General features: G+C 70.7%; 13 protein-coding genes and 1 tRNA gene. 11 read left to right on the top strand and 3 right to left on the bottom strand.

Annotated elements, in window-relative coordinates:
- The first annotated feature begins 2 nt into the window (after positions 1-2).
- Genes MUY22_RS05795 through MUY22_RS05785 form a run of 3 tightly spaced genes read left to right on the top strand, consistent with a single transcriptional unit; the run spans position 3 to position 2,397 of the window.
- Positions 3-788, top strand: coding sequence for a hypothetical protein (locus MUY22_RS05795; RefSeq protein ID WP_247057840.1), 786 nt, complete (start codon positions 3-5; stop codon positions 786-788).
- Complete coding sequence (locus MUY22_RS05790; protein ID WP_247057838.1) at positions 785-1,603, top strand: hypothetical protein; 819 nt, start codon at positions 785-787, stop codon at positions 1,601-1,603. The genes MUY22_RS05795 and MUY22_RS05790 overlap by 4 nt, the downstream gene beginning before the upstream one ends.
- Positions 1,600-2,397, top strand: coding sequence for a hypothetical protein (locus MUY22_RS05785; RefSeq protein WP_247057836.1), 798 nt, complete (start codon positions 1,600-1,602; stop codon positions 2,395-2,397). The genes MUY22_RS05790 and MUY22_RS05785 overlap by 4 nt, the downstream gene beginning before the upstream one ends.
- 65 nt (positions 2,398-2,462) lie before the next feature.
- On the opposite strand, the gene MUY22_RS05780 is transcribed toward MUY22_RS05785, so the two are convergent.
- Positions 2,463-3,956 carry a S10 family peptidase gene (locus MUY22_RS05780; RefSeq protein WP_247057834.1) on the bottom strand — a complete coding sequence of 498 codons (1,494 nt, stop codon included), beginning with the start codon at positions 3,954-3,956 and terminating at the stop codon, positions 2,463-2,465.
- Positions 3,957-3,996: 40 nt separating this feature from the next.
- On the opposite strand from MUY22_RS05780, the gene MUY22_RS05775 reads away from it, so the two are divergent.
- The 5 genes from MUY22_RS05775 to MUY22_RS05755 all read left to right on the top strand — a co-directional run bounded on the left by MUY22_RS05775 (position 3,997) and on the right by MUY22_RS05755 (position 8,657).
- A complete protein-coding gene (locus tag MUY22_RS05775; protein WP_247057832.1) occupies positions 3,997-4,656 on the top strand; it encodes an endonuclease V in 660 nt (219 codons plus the stop codon).
- Positions 4,653-5,336: a uracil-DNA glycosylase gene (locus MUY22_RS05770; protein WP_247057831.1), complete on the top strand. Its 684-nt coding sequence runs from the start codon at positions 4,653-4,655 to the stop codon at positions 5,334-5,336. Before MUY22_RS05775 ends, MUY22_RS05770 begins: the two co-directional genes overlap by 4 nt.
- Before the next feature lie 84 nt (positions 5,337-5,420).
- Positions 5,421-6,755 (top strand): NAD(P)/FAD-dependent oxidoreductase, encoded by a 1,335-nt coding sequence (locus MUY22_RS05765; RefSeq protein WP_247057830.1) that lies wholly within the window; start codon positions 5,421-5,423, stop codon positions 6,753-6,755.
- Between the two features lie 392 nt (positions 6,756-7,147).
- Positions 7,148-8,491: a ricin-type beta-trefoil lectin domain protein gene (locus tag MUY22_RS05760; RefSeq protein WP_247057828.1), complete on the top strand. Its 1,344-nt coding sequence runs from the start codon at positions 7,148-7,150 to the stop codon at positions 8,489-8,491.
- Between the two features lie 92 nt (positions 8,492-8,583).
- A tRNA-Leu gene (locus tag MUY22_RS05755) sits at positions 8,584-8,657 on the top strand.
- Between the two features lie 8 nt (positions 8,658-8,665).
- Here MUY22_RS05755 and MUY22_RS05750 read toward each other — a convergent pair.
- Entirely contained in the window at positions 8,666-9,688 is a 1,023-nt protein-coding gene (locus MUY22_RS05750; RefSeq protein WP_247057826.1) for an aldo/keto reductase, read from the bottom strand.
- 79 nt (positions 9,689-9,767) lie between these two features.
- Here MUY22_RS05750 and MUY22_RS05745 point away from each other — a divergent pair, with 79 nt between their 5' ends.
- The 3 genes from MUY22_RS05745 (at position 9,768) to MUY22_RS05735 (ending at position 12,359) form a co-directional block, all read left to right on the top strand.
- Complete coding sequence (locus MUY22_RS05745; protein WP_247057824.1) at positions 9,768-10,325, top strand: TetR/AcrR family transcriptional regulator; 558 nt, start codon at positions 9,768-9,770, stop codon at positions 10,323-10,325.
- Positions 10,326-10,422: 97 nt separating this feature from the next.
- Complete coding sequence (locus MUY22_RS05740) at positions 10,423-11,151, top strand: hypothetical protein (protein WP_247057822.1); 729 nt, start codon at positions 10,423-10,425, stop codon at positions 11,149-11,151.
- Positions 11,148-12,359: a hypothetical protein gene (locus tag MUY22_RS05735; protein ID WP_247057820.1), complete on the top strand. Its 1,212-nt coding sequence runs from the start codon at positions 11,148-11,150 to the stop codon at positions 12,357-12,359. The genes MUY22_RS05740 and MUY22_RS05735 overlap by 4 nt, the downstream gene beginning before the upstream one ends.
- Positions 12,360-12,397: 38 nt before the next feature.
- Here MUY22_RS05735 and MUY22_RS05730 read toward each other — a convergent pair whose 3' ends face one another.
- The gene (locus tag MUY22_RS05730) at positions 12,398-12,793 is read right to left on the bottom strand and encodes a hypothetical protein (protein ID WP_247057818.1); all 396 of its coding nucleotides are present in this window, start codon (positions 12,791-12,793) and stop codon (positions 12,398-12,400) included.
- Between the last annotated feature and the right edge of the window lies 1 nt (position 12,794).

The raw sequence follows: 12,794 nt of genomic DNA, 5'->3' as shown, positions 1-12,794 counted from the left end.
ACGTGTACGAACCGACGAAGGCCGAGGTCGAAGCGGCCGGTTTGTGGCTGGCCAAACGCGGCGTCGAGGTGGCGCGGCCGACGCCGTTGCTCGCGTTGCGGCTGGGTGCGCGCCGGGCCGCGCGGCCGCCGGGGTACTGGGCGTGGTGCTTCCTGGTGCTGGCGGTGGTCGTGCTCGCCGGTGGCGTCCTGCAGTTCCTGGCGCTCTGGCTCCACACGCCCATGGGTGGCGTGTTCTTCGCGGCCTACGCCGGTGTGGTGGTGCTCGTCTGGCTCCCGGTGCGCTGGGCGGACCGGCGGGCCGCCCCCTTGCTGGGCGATCGACGGCTCGACGTGCCCCGGCCGTCGTGGCGGGAGGCGCTCGACGGCTGGTACCTCGCCTCGGTGCTGATCACCTTCGGCGGCGGCGCGCTCCTGGCCGTCGCGATGTGCGTGACGACGTCCGCGTGGGTCTGGGCGGTGGGCTGGCTCGGGATGCTCGCGCTCGGCGCGCTCGTGGTGGCGGTGGTCCTCACCGGCGTGGTCCGGCGGCCGGTCCTCGCCGAGGACGAGACGTCGCTGGTGATCGACGCCGTCGTGCGGGCCGAGGACCCGTACATCACCTTGCCCGCGTTGTTCGCGCTCCCGGTGCTCTTCGACCCCCTGACGTCGGGCCGGCAGCCGCACGAGTTCACGCCGTGGCTCGTCGGCTACGTCGTCCTCGCCTTCGCGACCCTGCTCGTCGGCCGCTACCGGCAGTACCGGCGCCGGTCGCTGCCGGCAGGGATCTACGAGGTGGCGGTCCGATGATCATGGTGACCGCCGCGGAGCAGGAAGCGGCCCGGCGCTGGCTGGCCAAGCGCGGGCAGCGGGTCGAGCGGCCGACGCCGGTGCTGACCGCGTTGATCGCGACGAGGCAGGCCTTCAACGGCCGCTGGTTCCCGCGCTACGTCGGCTACGTGCTGCTCGTCTTCGTCGGCGGGCTGGGGTACACGCGGCTCTTCGGCCCGGGGATGACCGAGAGCTATCCCGTCTACTTCATCTACTTCGCGCTCCAGCTCGCCGCCCGGGACAGCGGTCACCTCCGCTCACGGGAACTCCGTGAGTACGTCCCGTCGACGAAGCCGGCGGAACCGTGGTGGCCGGTCCTCGGCGGCTGGTTCCTCGCGTCCGTCGCGGTCGCGTTCGGCGGTGGGATCGCGCTCGCCGTCACGATGTACGCGACGACGCCCGCCCGGACGTACGCCGTGAGCTGGCTGGGGCTGCTCGCGTTGAGCGCGCTCGTCAGTGGCTGGGTCCTGGTCAGCGTGCTGCGCCGCCCGCTCATCGCCGACGGCGCCGAATCGCTGGCCGTCGCCCGGGCCCTCCGGGTCGAGGCGATCTACGCGGCGTCACCGCTGATGGCGGTCCTGCCGCTGGTGATGGACCCGCTCCTGGGGAACCACCAGCCGCCGTCGTTCACGCCGTGGCTGGCCGGCTACGTCGCGCTGGTGCTGGTCCTGCAGGTGGTCGGCTACGTCCGGCACCTGCGCCGCTCCCGGACGCTGCCGCCGGGCCACTACGGCACGCCGCTGCCGGACCTGGACGTCCCCGTCGACTGGTCACCCCCGCAGGAGGCCCGATGATCGAGGTGACCGCGGCGACGGAGTCGGCCGCGCTGAGGTGGCTGGCGGGCCACGGTCAGCGCGTCGGCCGGCCGGCGCCGGTGCTGACCGCGCTGATCGCCACCAGGCAGCCGTCGCGCTGGTGGCGCTACTTCCTCTACATCGTGGTCGCCAGTTCCGCCGGGGTGGCTTATTCGCTGTTGTTCGGTCGCGGCATGACCGAGAGCGTCCCGATCTACTTCCTCTACTTCGGGATGCAGCTCTCGATGTGGGACGGCTTCCGCCGCAACGACCGGGCCCTGCGCGCGTGGGGCCCGTCGTGGAAGCCGGCGGAACTGTGGTGGCAGGTCGTCGGCGGCTGGTTCCTGGTGTCCCTCGTGGTCGCGTTCGGCGGCGGGATCGCGCTCGCCGTCGCGATGTACGCGACGGCCCGCACGTACGCGGCGAGCTGGCTGGGCCTGCTGATCTTGAGCGCGCTGTGCACCGGCTGGGTCCTGATCGGCACCCTCCGCCGTCCGCTCTTCGCCGAAACCGCCGAATCCCTCGCCGTCGCCCGGGCGTTGCGCGCCGACCAGGTCTACGTCGTGACGCCGATCCTGGTGGTCGTCCCGCTGGTGGTGGACCTGCTGGAGGACAGGCTGCCGCCGGGATTCGCGTCCTGGCTGGCCGGCTACGCCGCGGCGGTGGTGCTCCTGCAGGTGATCGCCATCATCCGGCATGTGCGCCGGTACCGGAGGCTGCCACCGGGCGACTACGGCACGCCGCCGGTCCCGGATCCGGGCACGCCCGTCGACTGGTCACCACCGGCACGATGAACCGATGACCGACGCCGAGTGGCGTCCAGCCCGGCTCGAACCGGACCGGACGCCACCGGGCAGCGCTAGCGGTTCGACGCCTTCTTGACGAACTTCCCGAGGTCCTTGGCCTGCTGCACCCGGGTCGGCTCGTGGACGTACATCATGTGCCCCGCCGGGTAGTACGCCGTGTCGATGTTGTCGCGCAGTTCCTCCGGGATCTGCAGGTGCGCCAGGACGTGCTCGGCCGCGAAGTACGCCGTCGCGCCGTCGTAGTGGCCGAACGCGACGTGGACCTTCAGGTGCGGGTTCGCGCGCATCGCCGCGCTCACCGAGTCGACCACCGAGATCGAGCGGCCCTCGAACTCCTTGTACGACCACGCCTTGAACGTGTCCTCGTGGATGATCTCGTACGGCAGGTCGTTCTCGTAGCCCAGCTCGGCCCGCACGTAGTGGTTGAACGCCGCCGAGTACGCGCCGATCACCCGGGAGATCGACGGGTCGTCGCTCATGTGCTCGCGGCCGCCGTCCGGCTCCCACGTCGTGAACCGGCCGTCCATCCGGCCGACCGTGAGGCCGCGGTCGCGCAGCAGCTCGGTGAAGAACCGCACGTGCTCGATCCGCAGGTTGACCCGGTCCACATAGGACTCGGTGAGCCCGGTCAGCGACGCCAGCGTGGCCACGGCGTCGGCCCTGTCCTGTGTGGACAGCCGGGCGCCGCGCGCCAGCGCCCACGGCAGGTCCTTCGCCGCGAAGTCCTCGGCGTCGGCGAGGACGTCGTCGAGCGGGCGCTCGCCGTGCAGGCCGTGGTAGTGCGCGATCGCCGCGTACGTCGGCACGTACAGCGAGTACGGCAGGTCGTTGCCCTCGCTGAACTGCAGCGTGCCGAGGTCGAGCACCGACGAGATGAGCAGCAGGCCGTTGAGGTAGAGCCCGTGGCGGTCCTGCAGGTGCGCGGCCAGCCCGGCGGCGCGCAGCGTGCCGTACGACTCGCCGGCCAGGAACTTCGGCGACAGCCAGCGCTCGTGGCGCGACACCCAGAGCCGGATCACCTCGCCGACCGACTCGATGTCGCCCTTGAAACCGTGGAAGTCCTTCGTCTCGCCGCCCTCGGCCGCGCGCGAGTAGCCCGTCGACACCGGGTCGATGAAGACCAGGTCGCTGTGCACCAGCAGCGTCTCGGGGTTGTCGGCCAGCCCGTACGGCGGCGGCTCCGGGTTGTCGACGTCGCCGGAGAGCACGCGCCGCGGCCCGAGCAGCCCCATGTGCAGCCAGATGCTCGACGAGCCGGGTCCGCCGTTGAAGGCGAACGTGACCGGCCGCGACCCGGGTTCGGCGTCGTCGAGGGTGTAGGAGGTGATGAAGACCTCGGCCTTCGCCTTGAGCCCTTCGGACTTGCCGTCCTTCACGACCTCCTTGCGGAGGACGATCCGCCCGGCCTTCGCCGTGTAGGACAGCGTCTTCCGCTTCACGGTGAGTGTGTGCTGGGTCGTGACGATGTCGTCGGCCGGCTCGGCCGGGAGCTCCTTGATCTCCGGAGTCGTCTTCTCGGGAGCCTCTTCGGGGGTCGTGTCCGCCATGGACCCCAACTTAGCCGGATCACTGTGACAGGGTGACTTGGTGCACACCGAGGACTGGCCGACGACGATCGCCGACGCGCTCGCCGTGCAGGAACGGCTGCGCGGCGAGGTCGACCTCACCGACGACGGCCCGGAGCTGCCGCCGACGGTGACCGGCCTCGACGTCGCCTACGACGAAGCCGACGGGATCGCCGCCGCGGTCGTCACGCTGGAGACGGCGGGGCTGACCGTGGTGGAGGAGCGGACGGTCCGCGCGAAGGCCGTCTTCCCGTACGAGCCGGGCCTGTTCGCCTTCCGCGAGCTGCCGCCGCTGCTGGCGGCGCTCGAGCGGCTCGACCACGAGCCCGACGTCCTGGTCTGCGACGGCCACGGCCTCGCCCACCCGCGGCGCTTCGGGCTCGCGTGTCACCTGGGCGTGCTGACCGGGCGGCCCGCGTTCGGCGTCGGCAAGACGCGGTTCGTCGGCGCGCACGACGAGCCGGACCACGCGCGCGGCTCGTCGGCGCCGCTGGTCGACGCGGGGGAGGTCGTCGGCGCGGTGCTGCGCACCCAGGACGGCGTCAAGCCGGTGTACGTCTCGGCCGGGCACCGGATCGACCTGGCCCACGCGTGCCGGCTGACGCTCGCGCTGGCGCCGCGCTACCGGCTGCCCGAGACGACGCGGCAGGCCGACCGGCTGTCCCGGGTGGCGCTGCGATGAGGACGCTCGCCCAGCTCGACGCCGCCGTCTCCGGGTGCCGCGCCTGCCCGCGGCTGGTCGAGTGGCGCGAAGGCGTCGCGGGCACGAAGGCGGCGTTCCGCGGCGAGGAGTACTGGGCGCGGCCGGTGCCGGGCTTCGGGCCGCCGGACGCCAAGCTCGCCGTGGTCGGGCTGGCGCCGTCGGCGCACGGCGCGAACCGCACCGGCCGGATGTTCACCGGCGACCCGTCGGGCGACTTCCTGTTCCGGGTGCTGCACGAGGTCGGGCTCGCGTCGCAGCCGACGTCGACGGCGATCGGCGACGGCCTCGAGCTGTACGGCACGCGGCTCGTCGCGCCGGTGCGCTGCGCGCCGCCGGAGAACAAGCCGACGCCGGCCGAGCGCGACACGTGCCGATCGTGGCTCGCGGAGGAGCTGACGCTGTTACGTCCGACACTGCGCTCGATCGTGGTGCTCGGCGCGTTCGGCTGGCAGGCGTTGCTGCCCGTGCTCGCCGCGGCGGGCTGGCCGGTGCCGTCGCCGCGTCCGGCGTTCGGCCACGGCACGGTCCTGAAGCTCGGCGACCTGCGGATTTTCGGCCGTTATCACGTCTCGCCGCGCAATGTCCAGACCGGGCTCCTGACCCACACGATGGTGGCCGACGTCTTCCGCGCCGCGACCTCGGTGACGGCCTCGGACTGAATCGTTACGGAAGGTGCAGCGACGCTGGTCACAGCGAGATGGGGTCCCCTCGCAAGGTCCGTGTGAAGGTGCGACTATGAGTTCATGGCTGCTGCGAAGTCGAAGTCGGAACCGATTCGGATCCTTGTCCTCGGTGGTGGGTACGTCGGGCTCTACACGGCGTTCGGCCTCCAGAAGATGCTCCGGGCCAACGAGGCCTCCGTGACCGTCGTTGACCCGCAGCCCCACATGACCTACGCGCCGTTCCTCCCGGAGGCCGCGGCCGGCGCGATCGAGCCCCGCCACGTCGTCGTGCCGCTGCGCCGCGTCCTCAAGCGCTGCCACGTGCTCACCGCGCGCGTCACCAAGATCGAGAACGACAAGAAGTCCGTGACGGTCGAGGCCGCCGACGGCCACATCGAGCAGCTCGGCTACGACGTCCTCGTGGTCGCGCTCGGCGCCGTCGCCCGCATCCTGCCGATCCCGGGCCTGGTCGAGCAGGGCATCGCCTTCAAGACCATCGGCGAGGCGATCTACCTCCGCAACCACATCATGACCAAGCTCGACGAGGCGGCCAGCACGCTCGACCCCGAGCTGCGCAAGCGCCTGCTGACGTTCACCGTCGTCGGCGGCGGGTTCGCCGGCATCGAGGCGCTGGCCGAGCTCGAGGACATGACCCGCTTCGCGGTGGAGAACTACTACCCGAACATCGATCAGGCCGACGTCCGCTGGGTGCTCGTCGAGGCCGCCGGGCGCATCCTGCCCGAGGTCCGCGAGACGCTCGGGGTGTACACGGTCGAGCAGCTGGAGAAGCGCGGCATCGAGGTCTACCTGTCGACGGCGGCGAAGTCGTTCGAGAACGGCCACGTCGAGCTCTCGGACGGCACCGAGTTCGACACCGACACGCTCATCTGGACCGCGGGCGTGAAGGCCAACCCGGTGCTGGCCGACTCGGACCTGCCGCTGGACAAGCGCGGCCGCCTCGAGGCCACGGCGGCCATGCAGGTCGTCGGTCACCCGGAGGTCTGGACCGCGGGCGACAACGCGGCGATCCCGGACCTCTCGCGCACCGAAGACGACCCGACGGCCACCTGCCCGCCGAACGCCCAGCACGCGGTCCGCCAGGCGAGGCTGCTGGCGAAGAACATCATCAAGGTGATCCGCGGCGGCCAGCCGAAGGACTACTACCACAAGAACCTCGGCGCGGTCGCGAGCCTGGGCCTGCACAAGGGCGTCGCCGACGCGCTGAACCTGAAGATCAAGGGCTTCCCGGCGTGGCTGTTCCACCGCGCGTACCACCTGAAGGCAATGCCGACGTGGAACCGCAAGATCCGCATCCTGTTCGACTGGATCCTCGGCGGCCTGTTCCGGCGTGAGGTCATCTCGCTGGGCCAGATCAACAACCCGAAGGACGAGTTCGCGCGCGTCTCGAAGTCCTGACGTTCCGGTCGGAAGAGCCCCTGTCCGCTTCGGCGGGCAGGGGCTCTTTTTGTTGGCGTCCTCGCGACGATCGAGCCCCCGGAAGAACTCGACGGCGAGGTCATCCGCGCGAAGTTCGGCGAATACCAGCGCATCTGGGACCTGGTCGGCGAGCGCTGGCCGGAGTATCGCCGGAGCGGGAAACGCACCACAAACCCGACTGATTCGGGCCTTTTGGGGCAGTTGCCAGGAAATGACCGACTGTGTGCCGGTGAGCGACATGGTCTGGACAACTGGGCCGTTGAGCGGGTATCCCTTTCTTCACTACGAAGAATAAGTCGGCGAACCTCCCCCTCGCCGACGGTCGTCGGATCGACTCCGCACCGCCCGTCCCCACGGTCCCAGGAGCTTTCATGCGCTTTTCCAAAACCCGAGCGGCACTCGTCGCGGCGTTGCCCGCCGTGCTGAGCGTCGCCGTCATCGCCGGCGTGCCCGGCACCGCGGCCGCGGCCGGCCCGGCTTTCCCGGCCCACTACTCGGCGCCCTACCTGCAGATCAGCGACTCCGACGCCGGCCAGATGGCCGCCGACATGAGCGCCACCGGCACCAAGTTCTTCACGCTCGCGTTCCTCACCCCGCAGTCCGGCTGCACGCCGGTCTGGGAAGCGAACGACACCGGCGTCGGCTCGTTCAAGTCCCAGATCAGCGCGCTGCAGGCCGCGGGCGGCAACGTCATCCCGTCGTTCGGCGGCGCGGAGGGCGGCGAGCTGGCCCAGACCTGCACGAACACCGCCAGCCTGACCGCGGCGTACGCGAACGTGGTCAACAGCTACGGCACGAACCGCCTGGACTTCGACATCGAGGGCGGCGTCCTCGGCGACACGGGCTCGAACCAGCGCCGCAACTCCGCGCTGGCCGCGCTGCAGCAGCAGAACTCCGCCGTCCAGGTCGACTACACGCTGGCCGTCGACCCGTCGGGCATCCCGGGCAACGAGCTGGACCTGCTGCGCGACGCCAAGAACAAGGGCGTCAAGGTCAGCGTCGTCAACCTGATGGTGATGGACTTCTACGACGGCCAGCCGGTGCTGGGCGACGCCCTGTCCGCGGCCCGCGCCAGCGCGTCGCAGCTGGCGAGCCTGTACGGCATCTCGACGTCGGCGGCCTACGCGATGATGGGCCTGACCCCGATCGCCGGCCGCAACGACGACGGCGCGCAGTTCAGCCAGTCCGACGCGCAGCAGCTGGAGACGTTCGCCGCCCAGAACGGAGTCGCGGAGCTGTCGTTCTGGGAGCTCCAGGACTACGACCGCGCGACGGGCTACGCGTACTCGAGGATCTTCAACGCCATCACCGGCGGCGGCACGACCACCCCGCCCCCGGCGGGTAGCGGCACGATCACCGGCTACGGCGGCAAGTGCGTGGACGTAGCGGGCGCCTCCTCGGCCAACGGCACGGCGGTGGACCTGTACACGTGCAACGGCACGACGGCCCAGAAGTGGACGTCGACCTCGGGCACGCTCCGAGCCCTGGGCAAGTGCCTGGACGTGAACGCGGCAAGCACTGCGAACGGCGCGAAGGTCCAGCTGTACGACTGCAACGGAACGGGCGCCCAGCAGTGGACCCACACGGGCAACCAGCTGGTCAACCCGGCTTCGGGCAAGTGCCTGGACGCCACGGGCCCCAGCTCCGCGGACGGCACCCTGCTGCAGATCTGGACGTGCGCGGGCAGCGCCAACCAGTCCTGGACGCTGAACTGAGCCACTAGGTCCACAGTAGACACGAGGCCGGCCGGGACACCCCCGTCCGGCCTCGTGGCTTGCGAGGGCGAGGATCGCCTAGAGTGTGCGGTGCCCCCGTAGCCCAACTGGCAGAGGCAGTCGACTTAAAATCGACCCAGTGCGGGTTCGAACCCCGTCGGGGGCACTGTGTGGTCAGGCGGCCGAGCGTTCGCTCATCGGGCGGCGGCGGAGAGGGATCTCCTGCAACGCCCGCGGTACGAAGTCCTGGTCCAGTTCGCTCACGTTCGTTCCCGGGGGGACGATCTCGTCGATTCGGTCCAAGACCTCGTCCGACAGCTTGACCTCCATGCCGGCCAGGAGGTCGTCCAGGTGGGCCATCGTTCGCGGGCCGATGATTGCGCTTGTCACTCCGGGGTGGGAGATCGCGAACGCCATCGCCAGGTGGGTCAGCGGGAGGCCGGCCGAGGCCGCTAGCGGGATCAGCTGCTCCACGACGTCGATGCGGCGCGAGTCGTTCAGGTGCTTCAGCATGCCCGCTCGGCGGAGGTCGTTCGCGCCGTCTCGGCGGACTCGGCCTGTCAGCATTCCCTGGCCTAACGGGCCCCAGACCAGGGTGCCCATTCCGTGGCGTTGCGTCGTCGGGAGGACTTCGCGTTCGATTCCTCGGCTCAGGATCGAGTACGGGGGCTGCTCCGTGTGGAAGCGCTCGAAGTTGCGGCGCGTGGCCGTCCACTGGGCCTCGATGAGGTCCGATACCGGCATCGCCGACGTGCCGATTGCGCGGACCTTGCCGCTGTGGATCAGGTCGTTCAGGGCCGAGAGCGTCTCCTCGATGTCCGTTGACGGGTCGGGGCGGTGGATCTGGTACAGGTCTATGTGGTCCGTCTGCAGGCGGCGCAACGAAGTCTCGACCGCGGTCATGATCCAGCGCCTCGACGTGCCCTGGTGGTTGGGGTCTTCGCCCGTCGGGCGGCTGAACTTGGTGGCCAGGACCACGTTGTCGCGGCGGCCTTTCAGGGCCTTGCCCACTACGTCTTCGACGTCGCCGTAGGCGTCGGCCGTGTCTACGAAGTTGATGCCCGCGTCCAGGGCCTTGTGGATGACGCGGATCGAGTCCTCGGGGTCGGGGTTGCCGATGGACGTCGCGAACATCAGGGTGCCCAGCGCGTACGGGCTGACCTTGATGCCGGTGCGGCCGAGGGTGCGGTACTGCATGGGGGGTGGCTCCTGGGGGTAGTCTCGAAAAACGTAAGCGGAAAGCTCTTCCGCTACTATACGGAAAGGCTTTCCGTTTATGCAACCGCGCAAGCTGCGCGCCGACGCCCAGCGCAACGTCGACGCCCTGCTCGAAGCCGCCAAAAACGTCTTCGCCACCTCGGGTGTGGACGCTCCCGCGAAGGAGATCACCGATCTGGCCGGGGTCGGCGTCGGGACGCTCTACCGGCACTTCCCGCAGCGCGCTGACCTGGTCGTGGCCGTGCTGCACCGGGGGATCGACACCTGCGCCGTCGCCGGGCCGGCGCTCAGTGCCGAGCACGAACCGCGGGTGGCGCTCGTGGAGTGGCTTCGCCGGTACACGGCGTTCGTCGGGACCAAACGCGGCCTCGCGACGGCCCTGCACTCCGGGGACCCGGCCTTCGACGGCCTGCCCGGGTACTTCATGGAACGGCTCGAACCCGTGCTCGCGGCCCTGCTCGACGCCGCGGTCGCGACCGGCGGGATCCGCGCCGATGTCAGCGCGAAGGACCTGATGCACGCCATCGCGCTGTTGTGCCAGCCCGTGCGCGGCGAGGACATCGAGTACAACCAGCGCATGGTCGGCGTGCTCGTCGACGGGCTCCGGCGCGCCTGAAACCCGATGTACGCCGGCTGTACCCGCCCTGGACCCTCCCCGCCCACGCTGCACGGAAACCCGCATTCCGCGAGGTCATCCGTACGGGGAGAGCAGCATGACAACATCCAGCAAGGTGGGCCGCGCGGCCGTGTACGGCGTCGCCGGGCTCGCCACCGCCGCGGTCGGGGCCACCGCCGCCGGGGCCTTCGCCTCCGATGACGTGACGCCGGTCGCCGCGGCCACCGGACGGCCCGCCGTCGCGCCGGCCGCCGTCGCGCCCGTCAAGGTCGCGCCCCTCGCGGCGCCGGCTGTGAAGGTCGCGCAGAAGGTCGCCCAGCCCGCGAAGCACGCTCCGGCCAAGCACGCCACGGCCAAGCCGGTGTCCCACAAGAAGCGGCCGGTCGTGAAACACCAGACCGTGCAGCCCGGGCAGGCCAACCACATCTCGCTGCCGCACCTCGTCGCCAAGCCCGTGGCGCTGCCAAAGCCCGTGCCGCCGCCGAAGCCGGCCACGCCGTCCGCGCTCGACCAGGCGACCGCCGAGGTCGGGGCGGCGAAGAAGGCCGTCGACGCCGCCGATCAGGCGCTGCACCAGGCGAAGGACCACCTCTCCAAGGCCGAGGCCCACCTCGCGGACGTCAAGCACCACACGCAGCACCGTAAGCCGCCCGCTAAGCCGACGCGCGATTCCGACCAGAAGCTGCTGGAGCAGGCCGGGTTCTCGCCCGCCATCGCGAAGAAGATCGCCGCCCACGAGCACAAGTCCGTGACGTCCACGTCGTCGACGTCCACTTCGGACAGTGGGCCGTCGTCGTGGTCGTCCTCGACGGTGGTGCACCGATGAGCGCACGCCGGGCGCTGCTCCACACGGCTTCCGGCGGCTTCGTCGCCCTCGGGTTCGGGCTGCTCAGCGCGGGCGCGGCCGAGGCGAAGCCGACGCCGAACCCGTGCGCGTGCACGATTCCGGGCGGGGGTGTGGGCGGGAAGCTGATTCCGAGCGGTCCCGGCGGGGCGCTGCGCGACGACGGCCCGCTGCGGAAGCTCGACGCCGAGACCAAGAACCAGCCGGTGAACCCGCCGCCGGCGCAGAAGAAGGATCCCGCGCCCAAGCAGCAGACGCCCAAGCAGCAGCCGAAGCCGAAGCCGAAGCAGGATAAGCCCGCGCCGAAGCAGGAGAAGCCGAAGCCGCGTGAGGACTCCGGGCAAGAGGACAAGCCGCGCAAGCAGCAGGACGACAACAACAAGAAGAACCAGGACGACAACAAGGACCGCGACAACCAGCAGAAGAAAGACAAGCAGGAAAAGCAGGAAAAGCAGGAAAAGCAGCAGAAGAAGCCCGACTACCGGCAGGTCCACAAGCAGGACGCCATCCCCGCCGGCTACCGCCACAAGGCCGACGACGGCGACGACCCGTGGCCGCAGCCGAACGCCGGTGATCCGTACCCCGAGGACCCGATCCCGATCACGCCCGCCTGCACACAAGGGGATTGCCTGCGCACCCAGGGCATTCTCCGCCGTTACGTGCAGGACGCGATGGACCGGCTCGACCAGCTCGGCGTCAAGGTCCGGTCGCAGGGGACCGACAGCGGGGCCGAGGTGACGGGCCCGGACAAGAAGGGCGGGATCGTCCACGCCGAGGCGCACTACGACTTCGACCACGGCACCTGGTCCGCCCTCGACGGCGGGATCCAGAACGGCGAATACGCGCTGACGGCCAAGGCGGAAGGCGGCGTCGAGGCCGGCAAGGACGGCGTCGGTGCCAAAGCCGAAGCCAAGGCCGGGCTCGACGTCAAACTGCCCGAGGTGTCGAGCGGCCCCGGCCCGGTCACCGTGTCCGCGCAGCCCGAGCTGATGATCGGCCCGGGCGTCACCGCCGAGGCCACGCTGGGCAAGGGCGAGGACGGGAAGTACCGCGTGCACGTCAAGGCCGGCTTCTCGCCGCTGGTCGGCGGGTCGCTGGGCCTCGACATGGAGGTCGATCCGCAGGCCATCGAGGACGGCGTGCTCACCAGCGACGTCTTCAAGGACTTCGTCTCCGCTGTCGCGGGCTGAGGAACCACCGGGGCGGGTGCCGATCGGCACCCGCCCCGTCAGGCTTCGTGACGGCGTTCGTACAGCTCGCCGGCCAGTTCGCGGCCCATCAGCCCGCCGAACAGCCCGGCCGCGACGCCGGCGACGATCCCGCCCGGCGCGCCGATCAGCATCCCCGGCAGGACGCCGGCGGCGATCGCGGCCAGCACGCCGCCGGCCGTGCTCGCCGCGGCCTGGCCCATTGGCGTCCGCACCGGGTGCTGGTAGTAGTACTCCTCCGCGGGCACCGCGTCGGACGCGTGTTCGTCGTCCTCCGGCGTGGCCGCCCGCTGGCCCAGCCAGACCTGCGCGGGCACGACGATGTAGCGCGGCGCGACCGGCCGCCGCAGCAGGCCGGTGCGGACCAGGGCGGACTGCAGCGACAGCCGCGGCCGCTCGGCGACGGTGGCGCCCACG

Origin of the sequence: Amycolatopsis sp. WQ 127309 (genome assembly GCF_023023025.1) — a bacterium.
Classification (GTDB): domain Bacteria; phylum Actinomycetota; class Actinomycetes; order Mycobacteriales; family Pseudonocardiaceae; genus Amycolatopsis.
The sequence above is the reverse complement of the archived record's forward strand: the minus strand, read 5'-3'. Positions and strand labels throughout refer to the sequence as shown.